Origin of the sequence: Ferrimonas kyonanensis DSM 18153 (genome assembly GCF_000425405.1) — a bacterium.
GTDB classification, from domain to species: domain Bacteria; phylum Pseudomonadota; class Gammaproteobacteria; order Enterobacterales; family Shewanellaceae; genus Ferrimonas; species Ferrimonas kyonanensis.
On the sequence record NZ_KE384363.1, the window covers coordinates 292,114 to 311,644 of the forward strand.

Sequence of the window (19,531 nt, forward strand, 5' to 3'; positions counted from 1 at the left end):
ATGTTTGATCTCGCCAAAGCGGTCAGCGCATCGACCAAGAAAGAACAGCAGGATACCGGCCCCGGTGGCTGCAGCCTGTTCTATCAAAGCCCGGAAGTTCATGAGTTGATCGAGGAGATCTGTCGCTTTGAGGGCTGGCCGGCGCCGGAGTGCCAGCGGGAGTCCCACTCCAGGATTGCGGTGGACAAGTTGCAGGATCTGGTGATTCTGGAGCTGAACCAATCCAATGATGTGGTGGCCGATGCCCGCCGCTTTGCCAGCCAGATGCCCAACAAGAGCGGCATCGTGGTGGTGGGCAAGGAGAACGCCATTACCACCTTGCGCGAACTGAAGGCGATGGGCTTCTACTACCTGTTCTGGCCGGTAGACAAAAAAGAGTTCACCGATTTCCTGCGCCACGTGCACAGCAATCAGAAAAAATTCTCCGGGGTCAGCCAGAACCGCAAAGCCAAGCGCATCTCGGTGATCGGCACTCGTGGCGGCACCGGCACCACCCTGATCGCCACCGAGCTGGCCTCGGCCCTGGCCGGCTCCGGCGCCGAAACCCTGTTGGTGGATCACAAATACCTCAACAGCAACATCGACATCATTTTGTGCCGCAAGGACATCATCAAGACCGATGTCAAGAACATCGCCGTGCAACTGCACGAGCTGGACGAGGATGCCGCCTTCAGCTACCTGACGCCCATCAGCAAACGGCTGCACCTGCTGGGCCTGACCGGCAACCGGCCACAGAAAGATCTGATGGAGTTCAGTCACTCCATCGGCGACCTGCTGCTGCGCCGCACCAATTTCATCGTCGAAGACTATTCCGCCTCGGTCGACTTCCCTCTGGATGTGGCGGTACTGGCCAAGCGCAGCGACATGGTGGTACTGGTGCTGGAGCCCTCGGTGACCTCGCTGCGCAATGCCCAGCGAATCATGGAGCAGCTCGGCAAAATCACTCTGCCCAATGGCGCCGAAACCCGGCTGCTGACGGTGGTCAATTATCATCGACCCGACGGTGCCTTCTCCCTCAACCTGCAAGAGATGCAGCAGTTTCTGGAGGCGGAGATCGACATCGTCATTCCGTTTAACAAGCAGTTCGCTCACATGGTGCTGGAGGGGCGGCGATTGCATAAACAGGAGAGTGGCAAACAGAAACCGCTCACCGCCCTGTATCAACTGATCAATGGCCAACTGGCCCCCTCAAGGACCTCGCCCCTGAGCCTGTTCAAAGAGGTGTTTAAACGATGAGCACCAGCAAGGCGATCTACGCCGATTTTCGCACCCGCATCTTCGAGGTTCTGGACGCCAGTGCCATCTCCGGCATGGACCGCCAACAACTGACCGGCCAGATAGAGGGCGCCGTCGGCGTGCTGGCCAACAACTACCCCAGCCCGGTTCCGGCGGTGATGCGGGCCGGCCTGGTCAAGAACCTGGTGGACGAACTGGTGGGACTGGGGCCGCTGCAGCCACTGATGGAAGACGACAGCATCACCGACATCATGGTCAACGGCGTCAACGACATCTTCTTTGAGCGCGGCGGCCGCCTGCACCGCTCCGAGTTGTCGTTCGTCAACGACCAGCAGTTGGTGGAGATTGCCCAGCGCATCGCCTCCCGGGTCGGCCGGCGGGTGGATGAGTCCTCGCCGATGGTGGACGCCCGCCTGGATGACGGCAGCCGGGTCAACATCGTCCTGAAACCCATCGCCCTGGACGGCACCACCATCTCCATTCGCAAATTCCGCGAGCAGAAGATTGGCCTGGAAGACATGGTGAAGTACGGCACCCTGTCCGAGCCGATGGCCCGAGTGCTGATGATCGCCGCCCGCTGCCGTCTCAACGTAGTGATTTCCGGTGGTACCGGCTCGGGGAAAACCACCCTGCTCAATGCCCTGTCCCAGTACATCGCCGAAGATGAGCGCATCCTCACCATCGAGGACGCCGCCGAACTGCGGATGATGCAGCCTCATGTGGTGCGACTGGAAACCCGGGCTCCCAGCGTCGAGAACACCGGTGCCATCACCCAGCGTTCTCTGGTGATCAACGCTCTGAGGATGCGGCCCGACCGCATCATCCTCGGCGAGTGCCGCGGCCCGGAAGCCTTTGAGATGCTGCAGGCCATGAACACCGGCCACGACGGCTCCATGTCGACCCTGCACGCCAACTCGCCGCGGGATGCCCTGGCCCGAATTGAATCGATGGTGATGATGGCCAACCTCAACCTGCCGCTGACCGCCATTCGCCGCACCATCGTCTCTGCCGTTCATCTGATTGTCCAGGTCAGCCGCATGCGTGACGGTTCTCGAAAAATCACCAGCATCTCCGAAGTGGTGGGGTTGGAAGGCGACAACGCGGTGATGGAGGAGCTGTTCCAATTCCACTCCGATGAACACCAGGCCAAGGACAAAATCAGCGGAGAGTTCGTCTCCTCCGGCCTGATGCAACGTTCGGTATTGATGAAACAAGCCTCCTACTACGGTCTGCAGGAGGAGTTGATGGAAGCCTTCCATAGCGGGGTGCCGGCATGAGTCTGTACATCGCCTGCCTGCTAGGTGGCCTCGCCCTGTTGCTGTATGGCAAGACCAGACCCGATCCCAAAGCGGCGTTCCTGAAGCCGGAGCAACAGGTGCAGGAAAAAACCCCTTTGGCGGTCAATCTGAAAAACTTGGGAAAATCCCGCCTCTACCTGAAACTCAAAGAACTGGCCGATCCCGCCCTGGATCTGCTCGGCGACGGAGCCTGGATCAAGATTGGCGCCTTCCTGACTCTGGTGTTCTCCGGCGCCACCTTTGCCAATCAGAAGTGGCTGCAACTGCACCCACTGCTGCTGCCGGCGCTGATCACCCTGGCGGCCTTCATCTGGGGCTGGAGCTTTATGCTGCGGCGCCGTAAAACCAAGTTTGAAGAAACCTTCCCCGATGCCCTCAACATTATGATGAGTGCGGTCACCGCCGGTGACAGTGTCACTCAGTCCATCACCTACGTCGGTAAGACCCTGGACAACACCATCGGCCGCGAATTCAAGCACGTCGGCGAGCGACTGAAACTGGGCGAACCCCCGGAATCGGTGTTCAAACGCTCCTGCAAGCGCTTTCCCTATCCCGCCTACCTGTTCTTCGTGGTGACCATCCGCGCCAACATGACCCGGGGTGGTCAACTTAAAAACGTCATGGCTCGCCTGATTCGGGTACTGGTGGACTCCCGCGCCATGGAGAAGAAAAAGATGGCCCTGACCTCGGAAGCCAGACTGTCGGCCAAAATCGTCGCCGCCCTGCCGCTGGCGTTCATGGGGATCATGCACCTGATGAACCCCGATGACCTGCAGTTTGTGCTGTTCCACCCCGATGGCCGCTGGATTCTGTTTTACGTGCTCGGCAGCGAAGCCCTGGGCCTGACCATTATCTGGCTGCTGGTACGGGGAGTGCGCTGATGGTGTATCTGACCCTGTTCATAGCCTTCAGCCTGGCCCTGGCACTGCTCGCCACCCGGGCCATCAACCAGCGGGCCCGGGAAGCCCGCATTCGCCAATACCTGACACCAAAGGACGGCAGCGCCATCAGTTGGCTAAACCAGTTCCTCGGCACCCTTGGGCAAAACCAGCAAAAAGAGGTACAGCAAAAGCTGATCGAAGCCGGCATCTACCAAGGCTCACTGGCACGCTACTTCATGCCTGCCAAGTACGTGCTGCTGGCATTGGCGCTGTTGACCGTGGTGCTGGTCGACCTCAGCCAGACCAACAAAATCCTGCTGTCCGCCCTGTCGCTGATCACCATCATCGTGATGCCGGACCTGCTCCTGGGGCTGAGAAAAAAGTGGCTGATCACCAAAACCGCCCGCCAGTTGCCCTACATGCTCGACATGATGGCGGTGTGCATTCAGACCGGCATGACCATCGAAGCTTCATTCCGCTATCTGGGCGAGGAACTGCAGGCTTTCGACAAGGATCTGTGCTACCAGATTCGCCGCACCTCCGATGCCGCCAGCATCAAGGGACTGGAGAAGGCCCTGCACGATCTGAGCGAACGTCTGCCCACCCCGGAGGTGCGCAGTTTCGCCTTTACCCTGATTCAAAACCTGCAGTACGGCACCTCCATCGCCAAGGTGCTGGGCGACCTGTCGGAAGACATGCGTCGAATGCAGGTTCTGAGCATGGAGGAGAAGATTGGCAAACTGTCGGCAAAGATGAGCATTCCGCTGATCCTGCTGATCATGTTTCCCATCGTCATTCTGATTCTGGCACCGGGTATCTCCCAGTTAATGATGGAGTTTGGTCAATGATGCGCGTAACCCTTCTGGCGCTGTGCGTCGCCCTCGGCGGCTGCGCCGCCACCGACGTCCGCAAAGACCCCGAAGCTCAGCTGACCGCCGCCGCCAACTACGGCGGCCTGATTCAGCTGTACAAATCTCAACTCAGTCAGCAACCGGATCAGCCTCAGCTGCTACTGAAACTGGCACGCAGCTACTACCTGAATCACGACCTGGAATCGGCCCAGTTCTACCTCTCCCACTTAAGCGACCTCGGCAGCGACCTGCCCGAGCAATACTTGCTGCAGGGGAAAATTCACAGCGATCGTCAACAGTATCAGGCTGCCTACCTTAACTACCAGAAGGCCGAACAACGGGGACTGACAGAGTCCGAGCTGGCCTTGCGTCAAGGGGTTGCCCTGGCACAGCTTAAGCGCTTCGACGAGGCCGAACGGGCCTTCAATCTGGCCCGGCTCCGTGGTCACGATGAAGTGGCGGTGAAAAACAACCTAGCGATGTTGCAGATGCAGCAAGGGCACTACCAACAGGCGGTAGCACTGCTGGAGCCGGTGTACCGCGCCCATCCGGACGTCCCCCAGGTGCAAGCCAATCTGGCGCTATCGCTGGTAAAAAATCATCAACTGGAACAGGCACGGCGACTGTTGGCCAGCCTGTATCCGCAACAGCCACTGGCGCCGCTGATTCAGCAGCTGCAACAGTTGTGAAGGTGACTCCATGATTCGGCGACCCAACAAGCAAAGAGGCGTGCTGAGCATCGAGTTTGCCCTGGGCGCCTTCGTGCTGTTTCTAACCACCTTTGCCATCTTTGAGATGAGCCGGTTTATCTACATCATCAACCTCACCGAGGCGGCACTGTCGGAGTCGGTGCGCGACACCAAGGTGTTCGAATCCGAACGCATGAACCTGTCCTACAGCCAGCGCCTGTCGGCCATGTTCAGTCAACAGGGACAAGTGTGGCACAGCCTGGTTGAAGTGAATCGCTATCACTTCAGTCGCCATGAATACCCCAGCCTGCAAGCACTGGAAGACAACACTCCCAGCGTCAATTGTCCACGCTGTCCCATCGTTCAAATCGAACTGAGTTACGACTATCAACCGGTGTATTTCGTCGGCGCCGTGGGCAACCGCACCATTCGCCGCTCGCTGCTGTCGGTTCAGGAACATGAGGGCTGGCAAGATGCACAATAATCACCAACGAGGCGCCTTTGCCATTGAGATGGCCTTTGTGCTGGCGTTTCTGGCGATGCTGTTCCTGTTCAGTACCGACCTGTCACAGCAGTTGCTCAACCGCACCCGCCTCGACCGGGTCAGCTATTCCCTGGTCAATGTGGTCAAAGAACGCACCCGTTTCTACGCCGGCCGAGAGCCGGTCAGTCAGCAGGATTTCGATCAACTGACCCAGATCGCCGCCCGACTGCTGGCACGGGAAAGCGTTGAACTTTCGGACAGCTTTGGCATCGCTCTGCAATCCCTGGTGGATGGCCAACCGGTGCGCTTCAGCAAGAGCTACCTCGACGCCCTCCCCTGTCTTCCAGAGCAGGACATTCAGGCCCTCACCGAACTGGTGCCGGAAAACGATGCCGGCAAGCGCTACCCCCTGTACCAGGTGACGCTGTGCCTGAACTCACAAGCCTGGTTCGATAAGGCCGCTGGCGACCACCTGCTGGCTTCCAGCTCAACCATGGTGGGCCGCTGATGAAGACCCGGATAACGCGACAACGGGGCGTGGCAGCCATCTATCTGGTATTCCTGTTGATCCCTCTGTTTGGCATGGTATTTCTGGCCATCGAGGGCACCCGCTACATTCAGAAGAAAAACCGGTTGGCGGACGCCGCCGAGGCGGCAGCACTGGCGGTGTCCATCGCCAACCGCAGCGCTCCCGGTGCCGGCGGCCAGACACCTCAGGCCTACGCCAACCACCTGGCCGAGCAATACGTTCGCGCCTACGTGCGTCACATCGACGCCGTCGACCAGCTGCAGGTGCAAAAAACCGAAGGCACCGAGGTGATCGAAGAGGAGGAGATGGAATACATCCAGTACCGGGTCACCGCCACCACCCAACACCAGTCCTGGTTCGCCAGCGACGCCATTCCCAGCTTTGCAGCCAAAGAGCAGATTGCCAACCGGGCGGTGGCCAAGAACTACCCCATCAAGCAGGAGCGCAATCTGGACATCGTGTTTGTGGCGGACTTCTCCAACTCCATGAACCGCGGCTGGAACAGCTACAAAACCAAGATTCAGGTACTGAAAGAGGAGATCAACGCCATCACTGCCAGCCTGCTGTCCTCCCAGGCTAAGGCCGATGGCTTCGATCACCGAGTCGGCTTTGTGCCCTTTAACATGCGCACCAGCGAGCGCATCGGTAACAGTCAGCGCTGCATTACCCAACTAAGATACCGAAACAAGAGTAACACCAGTACCGAGGTCAACTACGAGTCAGTCCACTGGCAGCACTGGGGCAACTACTCCTACAACGACGCCTACTACTGCGCCAACAACTACAACAGCTACTACTGCCATGGCCGCTCCCGGGCCGAGGCCCGCACCGTACTCAAGGTATTCGATGCCGCCAAAACCGAAACCGGCAACTCAGACGCCTACTATCTGGACCCCTTTGATTTCATCGCCTTCCAGAAATCGGTCAATAAGGTGTTTGAGAAAAAGACCAGCCGCGCTCATCTGCACCCCAATCAATATCAGAACCTGTACGGCTGGGGCCTGTGCGAAACCGACTTTACTACCCTGGAGCTGGCTAAAACCCCACCCAAAATCAATAGCATGGATGCCAACGGTTATACTGCGGTATTTCAGGGGCTGATGCGCGGCGCCCAGGTGCTGGCGGATGGCATCCCCTCGGCAGCCGCATCCGAAGCAGTCCAGGAGGAGTACAAACGCCGGGCCAAGATGATCATCATCCTCTCCGACGGCTCCGAGCAACCGTTTCACGACACTTTCGGCAAGCTGGTGGACAAGGGCTTGTGCACCACCATCCGTGACAAATTCAAAGGCAGCGATCTGCCGTTGTACATCGGCGTGCTCGGCATCGCCTATCAGGCCACCGAACAGCGGGCGTTTGAGCGCTGCGCCAATGAAGTAATCGACGTCAGCCGCTCCGGTGATCTCAAGAAGAAAATTGAAGAGCTGATCGCCAAGGGTGCCCGCACCGATGGCATCAGCCGTCTCTACTACCGACATTCAGGGTAACGGACTATGAAAATCCCTCTGTATCTGCTCTCTGTGGCCCTGCTGGCCGCCCCGACCCTGGCCAGCCAGGATCCGAACTCCCGCCTGCAACAACTGTGTGCGCTCGACGACTATCAGATTCAACACCGGGTACAGATTGAGCAAGCCAACATCATCGGCAGCAACCGCGACACCCGCCTGCAGATCAGAGAACCGCTGGCATCAGACCCGGCGTTGTCGGTCCCCAGCCAGCCCATCGACCTGGGCCAGGACTGCCTGGAGTTTCTGGGCGCCGAAGGCCTGCTTAACACCGATCCCCTGGCCCGCATCTACTTTGATTTCGACCGCAGCGATCTGACTCCGGCGTCGGTGGCAATTCTGAAAGAGGTGGCCCAGAGATTAAAACACCCCCCCCGGGCCATCGCGGTTACCGGCCACACCGACGACCGTGGCAGCGCCAGTTACAACCAACAGTTGGGTCTGGCCCGGGCCGATACCGCCAGCCGTGCGCTGGTAGAGATGGGGGTCGACGAATCCAACCTGGACAGCACTAGCGCCGGCGAAAGTCAGCCCTGGAAAAGCAACGACAGCAGCGAAGGCCGAGCCGCCAATCGCCGAGTGGAGATTCACCGCGACTGACCCGCCCCAAACACAAAAAACGGCACCAATAGGCGCCGTTTTTTTTCATCACTGTGCCATTTAGCAACCGCTATGGGTAATGGCCTGAGCCAGCTTAACGGCGCCACTGGAGCGAGTCAGCGACAGATAACACTGAGTCGCCTTGGCTTTGGTCAACATGTCATTGGACATCGCGCCGTCCACCAACGAGTCGAACCCGGCCGGTACCACCACCAACTCAGTTAGAAGGCCATTGCTCACCACCACAAAGCCATCAATCTCCATCATGCCACGAAGGTTATGGGGAGTGAGTTTAATGGTGCCATGGGCAGAGGACACCAACTCAACGTTGTTGTCGTCGTACAGAGTCTGGCCGGTGGCCGAATTTATATCCAGCCCCTCCAGCGCAAACTTGGTAATCACCAGCCGCTCCGCTTCGGTAAAGGCGCCGGCAAAAGCGTTCAGACTCTGTTGTCTGGCTTCAGAGGAGGGGGCAATCAATGATGGCGCCGCCACCACGGCCAACACCGCCAGCACCACGATAACGATAATCAGTTCAACCAGGGTAAAGCCCCGGGGCTTAGCAACCACGTATGCCATCTAAGAACTCACATTGGAAAGAACAAACAGGGGGCACCGGGCGGTGCCCCTTTGAATCAGGCTTTCTTAAACAACAGAGAGCCGTTGGTACCACCAAAGCCGAAGGAGTTACACAGGGCGTACTCCAACTCGGCCTGACGCGCAACCGGACCGACGAAGTCCAGATCGCAGCCTTCATCCGGGTTGTCCAGATTGATGGTCGGTGGCACCTGCTGATCACGCAGGGCCAGGATGGTGAAGATCGATTCAACCGCACCGGCGGCCCCCAACAGGTGACCGGTCATGGATTTGGTGGAACCCATCATCAACTTGTAGGCATGTTCGCCGAACACCGACTTAACGCCGTTAACTTCGGCGATATCACCGGCAGGCGTAGAGGTGCCGTGGGCGTTGATGTAACCCACCGATTCTGGCGCCACACCGGCGTCACTCAGGGCATTGGTCATCGCCGCCGCCCCACCGCGACCGTCACTCGGTGGTGACGTCATGTGGTGGGCATCGCCACTCATGCCAAAACCCACCAGTTCGGCGTAGATCTTGGCACCACGGGCCTTGGCGTGCTCGTACTCTTCCAGCACGATCATGCCGGCACCGTCACCAATCACGAAGCCATCGCGGTCTTTATCCCAGGGACGGCTGGCCTTGGTGGGCTCGTCGTTGCGGGTCGACAATGCCTTGGCTGACGCGAAACCGCCCACCCCCAGTTCGGTGGTGGCCATCTCGGCACCGCCGGCAATCATCACGTCGGCATCGCCATAGGCAATCATCCGCGCCGCGTGACCGATGTTGTGTACACCGGTGGTACAGGCGGTGGTGATGGCGATGTTCGGGCCAGTAAAGCCGTACATGATCGACAGGTGACCGGCAATCATGTTGATGATGGTGGATGGCACAAAGAACGGTGAGATGCGGCGCGGGCCGGATTTAACAAACTGGCTGTGATTGGCTTCAATCAACTGCAGTCCGCCCATGCCGGCACCGATGGCAGCACCGATGCGATGGGCATTAGTGTCGTTCACTTCCAGTCCGGAATCCTTGAACGCCTGCATGGACGCGGCCATTCCGTACTGAATAAACAGGTCCATCTTGCGGGCATCTTTCTTGGAAAGATAAGCCTCAATATCAAAATCCTTGACCGAGGCAGAGAAGCGGACAGCGAATTCGCTGGCATCGAAGTGGCTAATGGGCGTGACACCACTCTGACCGGCCAGTACGTTGGCCCAGGTAGTATCAACGTCATGGCCAACTGGGGTAACCGCCCCAAGGCCTGTGACCACAATGCGGCGCTTGGTCATTTTTATTCTCCGTCAGAAACAAAAACAGGCGGCCCAAGCCGCCTGTTTTAAAATTCGTCGGCTTACTGGTTAGCCGTTACGTAGTCGATCGCTGCCTGAACGGTAGTGATCTTTTCTGCTTCTTCGTCAGGAATCTCAGTATCGAACTCTTCTTCCAGAGCCATTACCAGCTCAACGGTGTCCAGAGAGTCAGCACCCAGGTCATCAACGAAAGAAGCTTCAGCTTTTACGTCGTCTTCTTTCACGCCCAGCTGTTCGATAATGATCTTCTTAACGCGTTCTTCGATGTTGCTCATAGTCTTCGCTTTCCTATTAATTTTACGCCATTGCGTAGAGTTGCGAGTAGTTTATTCGATTCGTCTGACAATGCAAGTCACGCTTTTGTGGTCAAACCACGGAGATGACTTCATTTAGCCGAATTTCGCTTCAAATTAGCTACTGGATCACGGTTTCAGCCTAAATTAGGCCATTACCATTCCGCCGTTGACGTGCAGGGTTTCGCCTGTGATATAGCTTGCACGATCTGACGCCAGAAATACAACCGCATCAGCAATTTCTTTGGCCTGACCCAAACGGGCCACCGGCACCTGGCTCATGATGGCTTGTTTCTGGTCATCATTAAGCTCTTCGGTCATGTCGGTCTGGATGAAACCCGGAGCCACCGCGTTGACGGTAATGCCACGGCTGGCAACCTCTTTGGCCAGCGACTTGGTAAAGCCCAGCAGACCGGCTTTAGCGGCACAATAGTTGGCCTGGCCGGGGTTGCCCATGGTACCCACCACGGAACCAATGTTGATGATTCGACCGGCGCGCTTTTTCATCATCGCCCGCAATACCGCCTTGGAAGTGCGGAACAGGGAAGTCAGGTTGGTGTCGATGATGTCGCACCACTCCTCTTCCTTCATCCGCATCATCAGGTTGTCACGGGTAATACCGGCGTTGTTCACCAGAATATCGATATCACCATGTTCGGCCTTAATCGCCGCAAAAAGTTCCTCAACGGAGCTCTGTTCGGTCACATTAAGGACCATACCCTGGCCATGAGTCCCCAGGTACTCGCTGATGGCGGCGGCGCCGCGCTCGCTGGTGGCGGTGCCGATCACCTTGGCGCCGGCAGCCACCAGAGTTTCGGCAACCGCGCGACCGATGCCACGGCTGGCGCCGGTTACCAGGGCCACTTTTCCGGTCAAATCGATGCTAATGGTCATGAGAAGTTTATTCCTTATTATAACGCCGCAGCTAAAGTTGCAGGACAGTTCAGCGCCGCAGCGGAGATCGTCTTGTTAATTCGTTTCGCCAGGCCGGTCAGGACCTTGCCTGGCCCGCATTCGTAGGTAGTTTCAATCCCTTGCTCAGCCATGGCGTTGATGGTTTCGGTCCAGCGAACCGGGCTGTACAGCTGTCGAATCAGTGCCTGACGAATGGCATCGGCATCGGTTTCGGCGGTCACATCAACGTTGTTGATCACCGGCACCTCTGGGGCACTCAGGGTCAGATCATTCAACGCCAGTGCCAGCTTGTCGGCAGCAGGCTTCATCAGGGCACAGTGAGACGGCACGCTGACCGGCAGCGGCAGCGCACGCTTGGCGCCGGCTTCCTTACACAGGGCACCGGCACGTTCCACGGCGTCTTTTTCACCGGCAATCACCACCTGACCCGGGCTGTTGTAGTTCACCGGCGACACCACCTGCCCTTGAGCGGCCTGCTCACAGGCGGCAGCAATGGCGTCGTCATCCAGACCGATAATGGCATACATGGCACCGGTTCCGGCAGGAACGGCATCCTGCATCGCCAGGCCACGCAGTTCCACCAGTTTAATGGCGTCTTTAAAATCCAGTACACCGGCACACACCAGGGCGGAGTATTCACCCAGGCTATGGCCCGCCATGGCCGCTGGAACCGCGCCACCGGCCTGACGGTAAGCGCGGTACAGCGCCACACTGGCGGCCAGCAACGCAGGCTGAGTACGCTGGGTCTGATTCAGATCCTCGGCCGGGCCCTGGCTAACCAGGTTCCACAGGTCATAGCCCAGCACCTCTGAGGCCTCGACAAAAGTCTGACTGACGACCTCGTTTTCTGCGGCCAGTTCGGCCAGCATGCCAACGGTTTGGCTTCCCTGACCGGGAAATACGAATGCAAATTTAGACATGATGAATCCTTAGAATTTAACCAGGGCCGAGCCCCAGGCAAAGCCGGCACCAAAGGCTTCCAGCAACAACACCTGACCGCGTTGAATGCGGCCATCACGGACCGCCACATCCAGGGCGATCGGCACCGAAGCCGCCGAAGTGTTGCCGTGTTCGGCCAGGGTCAGTACCACCTGGTCCATGCCCATGCCCAGCTTTTTGGCCGTGGCCTTGATGATGCGATAGTTGGCATTGTGGGGAACCAGCCAGTCGATCTCCGACTTGTCCATCTGGTTGTCCACCAGAGTCTCTTCCACCACTTGGGCCAAGCGGGTAACGGCGTGCTTAAACACGTCATTGCCCTTCATAAACATGTATTCCTCTTCGCTGGTTGCGCGAGGGGTCTTGCTGCGAACCGGGTTGGCCGCTTTTAGCAGTGGGCCATGGCGACCATCCGCATGGATGTGGGTCGACATCACGCCGGGCTGCTCAGAAGCACCGACCACGGCGGCACCGGCGCCGTCACCAAACAGGATGATGGTGGAGCGGTCATCCGGATCGCACAGGTCTGCCAGGGCATCGGCACCGATCACCAGCACCTTCTGACAGGCACCGGATTTCACGAACTGATCCGCCACCGCCAGGGCATAGATAAAGCCACTGCAGGCCGCCGCCACATCAAAGGCAGGAATGCCCTGAATGCCCAGCATCGCCTGCACTTCACAGGCCGCAGACGGGAACGCATTGGCGGCACTGCAGGTGCCACAGATGATCATGTCGATCTCGGACGCGTCCACCCCGGCCATTTCCAGCGCCTTTACCGAAGCCTGATGGCTCATGTAGGACACCGTCTCTTCGCCGGTGGCGATATGACGCTGGCGAATGCCGGTGCGCTCCAGGATCCACTCGTCGGTGGTGTCCACCATTTGTTCCAGATCGGCATTGGTGCGGATCTGGGTGGGCAAGTAGCTCCCAGTACCTAAAATTTTTGTATGCATAGGAATATCAACAGGATTTTTCTAGTAGCACCGACTCGAGTCGAGCTTTGATTTTGCCAGGCACCTGCCTTTGAACCTCCGTTATGGCCTCTTCGATGGCACGCAAATAGGCCATCTCATCGGCGTTCCCGTGGCTCTTTACCACAATATGGCGCAATCCTAACAGACTAGCACCGTTATAGTGGTCGGGGTTCATTTGCAAAAAAAGCTTTTTTAATCGCCCTTTCAGCAGCCAGCTCAAGCAGCGGGCCACCAGATTCTGATTCACCGACTGTGCAATCTGGTGCATCAGCAGGCGGGCGATCCCTTCGGTGGTTTTAAGAGTGACATTGCCGACAAAGCCATCGCAGACGATCACGTCCGCGTCACCGGTAAAGATTCGGTCGCCTTCGACAAAGCCAGTGTAATTGATGTGGGGAGTACTCTGCAGCAACCTTGCTGCTTGCTGAACCTGATCGTTACCTTTGATCTCTTCGGTACCGATGTTAAGCAGGGCCACTCTCGGATTGGGGTTGCCCGCGACCTGTTCCGCCAATACGGCCCCCATGACCGCAAATTGAAACAGGGCTTCCGAGTCGCAACAGGCGTTGGCGCCCAGGTCCAGCAGGTAAACCGGCTGTCCATGCATGCTGGGTAGTGCGCTGACTAAAGCCGGTCTGTCCACCCCGGGCAGGGTTTTGAGTACCACCTTAGCCATGGTCATCAGTGCACCGGTATTACCGGCACTGACGCAGGCGTTGGCCTGGCCATTGGCCACCAGGTCCAGCGCCAACCGCATCGAACTCTGCTTCAGTCGCCGCAGGGCATGCAGAGGCTTGTCGCCCATCTGCACCACCTGATCGGCATGCAAAATCTGCAACCGAACGGATTCGGACGCATGATGCTGACGTAATACAGAGAGAATCTCGGGGCGATCGCCCACCAGAATAAGATGCAGGTCGGAATAAACCGACAGCGCCTGCAAAGCTGCAGGCACTGTCACATGGGGGCCGTGATCGCCCCCCATGGTATCTAACGCTAGGGTTAGATGAGTCAAGATGGCATCAACTTACTTGTTGATTACCTTCTTGCCACGGTAGTAACCGTCGGCAGTCACGTGGTGACGACGATGAGTCTCACCAGAAGTCGCGTCTACAGACAGTTGACACTCAGACAGAGCATCGTGTGAACGACGCATACCGCGACGTGAACGAGTCACTTTACTTTTTTGTACGGCCATGGCCCCAATCTCCTAATTACTTACTTTTAAGGTTTTGTAACACCGCAAAGGGATTCGGACGCTCTTCTTCAGGACTGACGGGTGGCAATTCACCCACGACGATCTCAGTTTCAGGGCGGTTGCAATCAGCCAGATCATGCATAGGCATCATCGGTACGGCCAACAACAACTCGTCTTCCACCAATTCCTGTAGTCTAATCTCGCCGTGCTCATTGAGTTCGACGGGATCGTAAGCATCCGGGAGCTCTTCGACCTGTGAATCGTCGGTCACAGGACTGTATGCGAATTCAACTGCGATAGGATGCTGAAAAGTTTCCATACAGCGCTGACACGTCAGAGTGAGCTCCGTCACAGCCTTCCCCTTGAGGTAGACTATCCCCTGGATGTCAGTGCCGCATTCAACGGACACTTCAGCATCAGTGCAATCGCCGGAACTCACACCAATCAAACGCTTCAGGTGCTTGGCTCGAAGGATACCTTCATAGCTAAGACCCCGTTGAGCAGCTCGTTTTGGGTCGAGCGATACCGGAATTTGAACATTCTGCATAGGGCGCGCAGTTTATAGATTGAGTTCCACAGAGTCAAAGAATATTTTAGACCCTGAGTTCCCATTCGGACACGCTGTAATCAGCGCCCCGCCTTAGTTTACTCGCCACATCAACATCACCACAACCCGGTCGATTCCACTGATCGCCTCTTTTGTCCCTATTCAGTACCCCGCTCTCACTCCTGCCCCTGTTGCCGAGGCTGATCACAAAGCGGGTAAAATGGCCCCTCAGAATCCAATTCGGCCGAATCTGTGACCATTTTCTATCGAAGTTTGCCCCGGCATTGAACCAGATCAAAAACCCACCATTCGCCCTTATGGTGATTTCGAATCTCATCTGCTAGTCTTGCGGCCTGAAAATTTGTATCAACTTTTGAAGTGTCATCATGAAAAAGCCGCTTATCCTTGGCTCCACCTCACCTTTTCGACGCCAGATTCTCGAAAAACTGAATCTTCCTTTCCGTTGTGAAAAGCCTGAGGTCGATGAAACCCCACTGGACGATGAAACCGCCTACCAACTGGTGATGCGCCTGGCCGAAGCGAAAGCCCGCGCCGCCGGCCAGAGCCACAACGATGCCTGGGTCATCGGTTCCGACCAAGTTGCCGTCATCGACGATGAGATTCTGGGTAAACCCGGAACCCACGACAACGCCGTCGAACAACTGCAAGCCGCCAGTGGTAAGAAAGTCACCTTCTATACCAGCTTGTGCCTGCTGAACACCGACACCGGTGAGAGCCAGGTGGATGTGGAAACCTTCAAGGTCTACTTCAAAAACCTCAGCCTGAAGCAGATTGACGCCTACCTCAATGCCGAGCAGCCTTATAACTGTGCCGGCAGCTTTAAGAGCGAAGGACTGGGCATCGCCCTGTTCGACCGTCTCAGCGGCCGCGATCCCAATACGTTAATGGGGCTGCCACTGATTCGCCTGACCGAAATGCTGCAAGCGGAAGGGTTCGACGTGCTGCGTGCCCAGGCGGACCTTGCCTCCTGAATGCAGTCATGATAAACCTGTTCTGATTAACTTTTAGTCAGAACGGGTTTATGGAACAGCGATTCACCTCATTTCAGGAATTTTACCCCTTCTATTTAGGGGAGCACCAAGATCGCCGCTGCCGCGTGTTGCACTACATCGGCTCGACACTGGTGTTGTTGACCGCCGGCATTGCCGTTGCCTCGGGTCAATGGCTGCTGCTGTTGCTACTGCCGCTGATTGGCTATGGTTTTGCCTGGGCGGGCCACTTTGGTTTTGAAAAAAACCGTCCGGCCACCTTTAGCTACCCCTTCTACAGTTTGCTGGCCGACTGGGTGATGCTCAAAGACGCCATCACCGGCGAACTGGAACCCAAACTCAAACAACTGCAGGCCCTTAAACACAAGCCAATTCGGTGAAACCTGAGTCATTGGTCCCTGAGCCGAAAACCGGGTTCGCGAGTCGGCTCGCAACGGCATCAATGACGCTACCCTCATTCACCAGCAATAAGATACACTGGCGCCCTTCCCGAACTGCACGTATCTGAAATCACCATGAGCCAAGCCCGGACTGGCAATGCCTTGGCGGCATTGTCTTTTGTTCTATGGGGCATTTTGCCTCTGTACTACCACTTTCTGCCCCAGGCCAACATGAATGAGCTGCTGGCGATCCGCATCATTACCTCGGTGCCGGTGATGCTGCTGCTGATTCGATTGCTGAGTCGCAAGCCGATGCCACTGACGGCGGTGGTGGCAGATCGTCGCTCCCTGGGGTTATGCCTGCTGGCTTCCCTGTTGATGTGCGTCTCCTGGTACAGCTTTACCTACGCCCTCACTCACGGACAGGTACTGGCTGCCAGCCTGGGGTTTTTCATCAACCCCCTGGTTGCCATCGCCCTGGGGGTGATCTTTCTGAGCGACCGGCTGTCGCCGGCACAATGTATTGCGGTGGTACTGGCCACCCTGGGCATCGGCTATCAGGTCTATCAATATGGCGAATTGCCGTGGATCTCTCTGCTCATGGGCTGCTTTTTTGCTCTGTATGGACTGGTAAAAAAGTACATCCGCTATGACTCCCTAACCTCGGTGGCGGTGGAGGCGGTACTGTTAACCCCGCCGGCACTGGCGTTTCTGCTGTACGCTCAGGCCACCTCAGGCTTATCGTCCCTTGGCGGCGGCACCAGCACCCTGCTGCTGTATCTTGGCGCGGGTCCCATCACTCTGGCGCCGCTCATTTTGTTCACTCTGGCCATCAACCGCACCTCGCTGACCATGGTAGGGCTGATGCAATACATCGAACCCAGCCTGCAGTTCTTGCTGGCCACCGTGCTGTTTGCCGAGGTGTTTGATCAAGTTAAAGCCGTCACCTTTGGCCTGATCTGGCTGGGGCTGTTGCTGTGCTCGGTAGAAGCCCTGACTCAGCAGCGGCGGAAACGACGGCTGCACCCTTAGACCCTGGTCACACTAAATCCGCCGATGAGGTTCAAAGTTTTTCCATTGCACCCCCCTTACCAGCGACAGGGGTGATAGGGTTTACCGATTGCTATTCAAGGAGTGGATGTCATGATCCCCAAGCTGGCACTGCTGGTGGCCTTCAGCATCTTCGGCCTGATGCCCCTGTATCTGCCGCTGATGCCCGGTGCCGACGTGGTTGAACTTATCAGTCTGCGCATCGTATTGAGTGCCGTACTGCTGTTGTCACTAATGCAGTGGCAAGGACAAAGCCAGCGAATCCTGGACGCCTGTCGCCATCATCGGCCGGCACTGCTGCGCTGCGCTCTGGCGGCCCCGTTACTGGGAGCCGGAGGCATGCTCTCCACTTGGGCCTTTAGCCACAACCAGATTCTGGCCGCCAGCATGGGGCAGTTTTTATCACCGCTACTGTCGATGGTGCTGGCTGTGGTGGTATTTCGCGACTGCCTCAGCCGCATACAGTTGCTGGCACTGATGCTGGCAACGGTGGCCGTGGTGATCCAGTTCCACAGTCATGCCGACAGCGTGGTACTGGCATTGGTGCTCGGCGGTTTGTTTGCCGCCTACGGCGCCTTAAAAAAACAGGTACAACTGGATACCCTGACGTCATTGTCTTTAGAACAGCTGGTGGTGCTACCGCCGGCACTGCTGTATCTGGGCTACCTGTGGCTCAACGGCGACTCGGTGCTGCAGCAAGGGGACGGTGCCCAGATTGCCTATCATCTCGGCTTTGGTGGCCTGATTCTGACCGCGGTGACTCTGGTCAACTACGCAGTGAAACGGATCAGTTTCTGTCATTTCAGTTTGATGCAGTATTACGACCCCAGCCTGCAGTTCCTGGTGGCAGTGTGGATCTTTGACGAGACCTGCCACCCCAATCGTCTGCTCGGCTTTGTACTCATATGGGGAGGGCTGGCTGCCGTTATCGGCACCGAGTTGTGGCGGCGGCACCGGCGCCCGTCATTGGCCAGTGCACCAACCAGTTAGCAAACTCACCAACAGTTAGTCAATTGCCGCAACATCTTGTTAACCCCACCAGTATCCTGGCATCCTCATCGGCTAACCCATTGATTTAAAAAGCCTCATAACTTTGGCACAGAGCCTGCATTTCCGACGCTAACGTTCGACTTCAGCAACCAAGGAACCGTGCTATGAATTGCCGCCTGTCTGTGACTGCCCTGTCTCTGATCCTCACCCTGACCGCCTGCGGCCAGGCTCCTGCCAACGACACCGGCGCCGACACCACCGAAACGGCCCAGACCAGCGAAACCGACCAGAACATCGTCACCCTGCCGGTGGAGACCCGGGATGTGGTCACCGGCACCGTCGCTTCCTACTACAGCTCTACCGCCATCTTAGAAGCGCCGGAAGAGGCGATGGTGGTCAGTCGGGTCCCCGGCATCATTACCCACATCGCCGTCGAAGAGGGCGACAAGGTGGTCGCCGGCCAATTGCTGGCCAGCATTGAGTCCGAGCGCTACCGCTACAACCTCAATAAGGCTCAGGCCGAACTGGACGTCATCGATCAAGAACTGAACCGTTTGAAAAAAATCGCCAACAAGCAACTGGTGAGCGAAGAGACCATGGCCAAACTGGAGTTCCGTCGCCTATCGGCCATCGCCGATAGGGATCTGGCGGCACTGCAATTGAAAGAGTCCAGGGCGGTGGCCCCCTTCGATGGCGTGGTGGCCAAGCGACTGGTCAAGCGCGGCAACATGGCCGAGCAATACAAAGAGCTGTTTTACGTGGTGCGTCAGGATGAACTGCACGGCATCCTGTACTTGCCGGAACAGGAGCTGAGCCAGGTGCGCAAAGGCCAGTTGGCCCAGTTGATCCTCGGGGCCAACGATCAGCGTTTTGAGGCGCAGGTGGAACGCATCAGTCCCATCGTCGACAGCGACACCGGCACCTTCAAGGTAACCCTGACGGTGCCCAATGATAAAGGACAGCTAAAAGCCGGCATGTTTGCCAAGGCCAAGCTCAAATACGACAGCCACGACAATGCTCTGGTGATTCCCAGGACCGCGCTGCTGCGTCAGGATCAGGGCCATGCGGTGTACGTCGTGGAAGAAGGCAAAGCCCATCGACGCCAGGTTGAGCTGGGATTTGAAGACGAAGGCCGCATCGAGATCCTGTCCGGCCTGAGCCTGCAGGACAAAGTGGTGGTCCGCGGTCAGCATCAACTGAAAGAGGACGCCCACGTCGAAGTGATCGAGCCTCTGCAACTGGCCCAGCGCTAAGGGTTCGGCAT

Annotated in this window: 23 protein-coding genes; 14 read left to right on the forward strand and 9 right to left on the reverse strand. The window is 57.4% G+C overall.

The annotated features are described in order from the left end of the window. The 9 genes from H598_RS0114850 to H598_RS25700 are packed head-to-tail and all read left to right on the forward strand — an operon-like array spanning position 1 to position 8,073. Positions 1-1,236, forward strand: a complete 1,236-nt coding sequence (locus H598_RS0114850; RefSeq protein WP_028113701.1) for a CpaE/TadZ family protein — start codon at positions 1-3, stop codon at positions 1,234-1,236. Then, positions 1,233-2,513: a TadA family conjugal transfer-associated ATPase gene (locus H598_RS0114855; protein ID WP_028113702.1), complete on the forward strand. Its 1,281-nt coding sequence runs from the start codon at positions 1,233-1,235 to the stop codon at positions 2,511-2,513. Before H598_RS0114850 ends, H598_RS0114855 begins: the two co-directional genes overlap by 4 nt. Then, positions 2,510-3,415, forward strand: coding sequence for a type II secretion system F family protein (locus H598_RS0114860; RefSeq protein WP_028113703.1), 906 nt, complete (start codon positions 2,510-2,512; stop codon positions 3,413-3,415). The genes H598_RS0114855 and H598_RS0114860 overlap by 4 nt, the downstream gene beginning before the upstream one ends. Further along, positions 3,415-4,263: a type II secretion system F family protein gene (locus tag H598_RS0114865; protein ID WP_028113704.1), complete on the forward strand. Its 849-nt coding sequence runs from the start codon at positions 3,415-3,417 to the stop codon at positions 4,261-4,263. Before H598_RS0114860 ends, H598_RS0114865 begins: the two co-directional genes overlap by 1 nt. Continuing rightward, entirely contained in the window at positions 4,260-4,955 is a 696-nt protein-coding gene (locus H598_RS0114870) for a tetratricopeptide repeat protein (protein ID WP_028113705.1), read from the forward strand. The genes H598_RS0114865 and H598_RS0114870 overlap by 4 nt, the downstream gene beginning before the upstream one ends. 10 nt (positions 4,956-4,965) lie before the next feature. Then, positions 4,966-5,439: a TadE/TadG family type IV pilus assembly protein gene (locus tag H598_RS0114875; protein ID WP_028113706.1), complete on the forward strand. Its 474-nt coding sequence runs from the start codon at positions 4,966-4,968 to the stop codon at positions 5,437-5,439. Continuing rightward, positions 5,429-5,947 carry a tight adherence pilus pseudopilin TadF gene (gene tadF, locus H598_RS0114880; protein WP_035415954.1) on the forward strand — a complete coding sequence of 173 codons (519 nt, stop codon included), beginning with the start codon at positions 5,429-5,431 and terminating at the stop codon, positions 5,945-5,947. Before H598_RS0114875 ends, tadF begins: the two co-directional genes overlap by 11 nt. Then, positions 5,947-7,455, forward strand: a complete 1,509-nt coding sequence (locus tag H598_RS0114885) for a TadE/TadG family type IV pilus assembly protein (RefSeq protein ID WP_028113708.1) — start codon at positions 5,947-5,949, stop codon at positions 7,453-7,455. The genes tadF and H598_RS0114885 overlap by 1 nt, the downstream gene beginning before the upstream one ends. A gap of 6 nt (positions 7,456-7,461) precedes the next feature. Continuing rightward, on the forward strand, positions 7,462-8,073 hold the full coding sequence (locus tag H598_RS25700) for an OmpA family protein (RefSeq protein WP_051252758.1): 612 nt from the start codon (positions 7,462-7,464) through the stop codon (positions 8,071-8,073). Positions 8,074-8,133: 60 nt separating this feature from the next. Here H598_RS25700 and H598_RS25705 read toward each other — a convergent pair whose 3' ends face one another. The 9 genes from H598_RS25705 to yceD all read right to left on the reverse strand — a co-directional run bounded on the left by H598_RS25705 (position 8,134) and on the right by yceD (position 14,837). Beyond that, positions 8,134-8,652: a prepilin-type N-terminal cleavage/methylation domain-containing protein gene (locus tag H598_RS25705; RefSeq protein WP_051252759.1), complete on the reverse strand. Its 519-nt coding sequence runs from the start codon at positions 8,650-8,652 to the stop codon at positions 8,134-8,136. A 56-nt stretch (positions 8,653-8,708) separates the two neighbouring features. Continuing rightward, a complete protein-coding gene (gene fabF / locus H598_RS0114900; RefSeq protein WP_028113709.1) occupies positions 8,709-9,947 on the reverse strand; it encodes a beta-ketoacyl-ACP synthase II in 1,239 nt (412 codons plus the stop codon). Positions 9,948-10,009: 62 nt separating this feature from the next. Then, positions 10,010-10,243 (reverse strand): acyl carrier protein, encoded by a 234-nt coding sequence (acpP, locus tag H598_RS0114905; RefSeq protein WP_028113710.1) that lies wholly within the window; start codon positions 10,241-10,243, stop codon positions 10,010-10,012. Between the two features lie 165 nt (positions 10,244-10,408). Then, positions 10,409-11,155, reverse strand: coding sequence for a 3-oxoacyl-ACP reductase FabG (gene fabG, locus H598_RS0114910; protein ID WP_028113711.1), 747 nt, complete (start codon positions 11,153-11,155; stop codon positions 10,409-10,411). A gap of 17 nt (positions 11,156-11,172) precedes the next feature. Next, positions 11,173-12,096, reverse strand: a complete 924-nt coding sequence (gene fabD, locus H598_RS0114915) for an ACP S-malonyltransferase (protein WP_028113712.1) — start codon at positions 12,094-12,096, stop codon at positions 11,173-11,175. 9 nt (positions 12,097-12,105) lie between these two features. Beyond that, positions 12,106-13,071, reverse strand: coding sequence for a beta-ketoacyl-ACP synthase III (locus H598_RS0114920; protein ID WP_028113713.1), 966 nt, complete (start codon positions 13,069-13,071; stop codon positions 12,106-12,108). A 7-nt stretch (positions 13,072-13,078) separates the two neighbouring features. Next, the gene (plsX, locus tag H598_RS0114925; protein ID WP_028113714.1) at positions 13,079-14,107 is read right to left on the reverse strand and encodes a phosphate acyltransferase PlsX; all 1,029 of its coding nucleotides are present in this window, start codon (positions 14,105-14,107) and stop codon (positions 13,079-13,081) included. A 12-nt stretch (positions 14,108-14,119) separates the two neighbouring features. Beyond that, complete coding sequence (rpmF, locus tag H598_RS26120; RefSeq protein WP_084144486.1) at positions 14,120-14,290, reverse strand: 50S ribosomal protein L32; 171 nt, start codon at positions 14,288-14,290, stop codon at positions 14,120-14,122. Positions 14,291-14,306: 16 nt separating this feature from the next. Next, positions 14,307-14,837, reverse strand: coding sequence for a 23S rRNA accumulation protein YceD (gene yceD / locus H598_RS0114930; protein ID WP_028113715.1), 531 nt, complete (start codon positions 14,835-14,837; stop codon positions 14,307-14,309). Positions 14,838-15,223: 386 nt separating this feature from the next. Here yceD and H598_RS0114940 point away from each other — a divergent pair, with 386 nt between their 5' ends. From H598_RS0114940 to H598_RS24555, 5 genes are all read left to right on the forward strand, one after another. Then, positions 15,224-15,829 (forward strand): Maf family protein, encoded by a 606-nt coding sequence (locus H598_RS0114940; RefSeq protein ID WP_028113717.1) that lies wholly within the window; start codon positions 15,224-15,226, stop codon positions 15,827-15,829. Positions 15,830-15,879: 50 nt separating this feature from the next. Further along, positions 15,880-16,227, forward strand: a complete 348-nt coding sequence (locus tag H598_RS24550; RefSeq protein ID WP_051252760.1) for an Mpo1-like protein — start codon at positions 15,880-15,882, stop codon at positions 16,225-16,227. A 135-nt stretch (positions 16,228-16,362) separates the two neighbouring features. Further along, positions 16,363-17,259, forward strand: a complete 897-nt coding sequence (gene rarD, locus H598_RS0114950; RefSeq protein WP_028113718.1) for an EamA family transporter RarD — start codon at positions 16,363-16,365, stop codon at positions 17,257-17,259. Between the two features lie 111 nt (positions 17,260-17,370). Continuing rightward, positions 17,371-18,267 carry an EamA family transporter gene (locus tag H598_RS0114955; protein WP_028113719.1) on the forward strand — a complete coding sequence of 299 codons (897 nt, stop codon included), beginning with the start codon at positions 17,371-17,373 and terminating at the stop codon, positions 18,265-18,267. Positions 18,268-18,431: 164 nt separating this feature from the next. Next, positions 18,432-19,520 (forward strand): efflux RND transporter periplasmic adaptor subunit, encoded by a 1,089-nt coding sequence (locus H598_RS24555; RefSeq protein ID WP_035415955.1) that lies wholly within the window; start codon positions 18,432-18,434, stop codon positions 19,518-19,520. The last annotated feature ends 11 nt before the right edge of the window (positions 19,521-19,531 follow it).

Excerpts from the sequence above, each read along its gene's own strand:
- H598_RS25705 (WP_051252759.1), bottom strand. The coding sequence starts at position 8,652 with ATGGCATACGTGGTTGCTAAGCCCCGGGGCTTTACCCTGGTTGAACTG.
- H598_RS0114850 (WP_028113701.1), top strand. The coding sequence starts at position 1 with ATGTTTGATCTCGCCAAAGCGGTCAGCGCATCGACCAAGAAAGAACAG.
- H598_RS24550 (WP_051252760.1), top strand. The coding sequence starts at position 15,880 with ATGGAACAGCGATTCACCTCATTTCAGGAATTTTACCCCTTCTATTTA.
- H598_RS0114920 (WP_028113713.1), bottom strand. The coding sequence starts at position 13,071 with ATGCATACAAAAATTTTAGGTACTGGGAGCTACTTGCCCACCCAGATC.
- fabD (WP_028113712.1), bottom strand. The coding sequence starts at position 12,096 with ATGTCTAAATTTGCATTCGTATTTCCCGGTCAGGGAAGCCAAACCGTT.
- yceD (WP_028113715.1), bottom strand. The coding sequence starts at position 14,837 with ATGCAGAATGTTCAAATTCCGGTATCGCTCGACCCAAAACGAGCTGCT.
- rarD (WP_028113718.1), top strand. The coding sequence starts at position 16,363 with ATGAGCCAAGCCCGGACTGGCAATGCCTTGGCGGCATTGTCTTTTGTT.
- H598_RS0114855 (WP_028113702.1), top strand. The coding sequence starts at position 1,233 with ATGAGCACCAGCAAGGCGATCTACGCCGATTTTCGCACCCGCATCTTC.
- H598_RS0114940 (WP_028113717.1), top strand. The coding sequence starts at position 15,224 with ATGAAAAAGCCGCTTATCCTTGGCTCCACCTCACCTTTTCGACGCCAG.
- tadF (WP_035415954.1), top strand. The coding sequence starts at position 5,429 with ATGCACAATAATCACCAACGAGGCGCCTTTGCCATTGAGATGGCCTTT.
- H598_RS25700 (WP_051252758.1), top strand. The coding sequence starts at position 7,462 with ATGAAAATCCCTCTGTATCTGCTCTCTGTGGCCCTGCTGGCCGCCCCG.
- rpmF (WP_084144486.1), bottom strand. The coding sequence starts at position 14,290 with ATGGCCGTACAAAAAAGTAAAGTGACTCGTTCACGTCGCGGTATGCGT.
- fabF (WP_028113709.1), bottom strand. The coding sequence starts at position 9,947 with ATGACCAAGCGCCGCATTGTGGTCACAGGCCTTGGGGCGGTTACCCCA.
- H598_RS0114870 (WP_028113705.1), top strand. The coding sequence starts at position 4,260 with ATGATGCGCGTAACCCTTCTGGCGCTGTGCGTCGCCCTCGGCGGCTGC.
- acpP (WP_028113710.1), bottom strand. The coding sequence starts at position 10,243 with ATGAGCAACATCGAAGAACGCGTTAAGAAGATCATTATCGAACAGCTG.
- H598_RS0114885 (WP_028113708.1), top strand. The coding sequence starts at position 5,947 with ATGAAGACCCGGATAACGCGACAACGGGGCGTGGCAGCCATCTATCTG.
- H598_RS0114875 (WP_028113706.1), top strand. The coding sequence starts at position 4,966 with ATGATTCGGCGACCCAACAAGCAAAGAGGCGTGCTGAGCATCGAGTTT.
- H598_RS0114860 (WP_028113703.1), top strand. The coding sequence starts at position 2,510 with ATGAGTCTGTACATCGCCTGCCTGCTAGGTGGCCTCGCCCTGTTGCTG.
- H598_RS0114865 (WP_028113704.1), top strand. The coding sequence starts at position 3,415 with ATGGTGTATCTGACCCTGTTCATAGCCTTCAGCCTGGCCCTGGCACTG.
- H598_RS0114955 (WP_028113719.1), top strand. The coding sequence starts at position 17,371 with ATGATCCCCAAGCTGGCACTGCTGGTGGCCTTCAGCATCTTCGGCCTG.
- fabG (WP_028113711.1), bottom strand. The coding sequence starts at position 11,155 with ATGACCATTAGCATCGATTTGACCGGAAAAGTGGCCCTGGTAACCGGC.
- H598_RS24555 (WP_035415955.1), top strand. The coding sequence starts at position 18,432 with ATGAATTGCCGCCTGTCTGTGACTGCCCTGTCTCTGATCCTCACCCTG.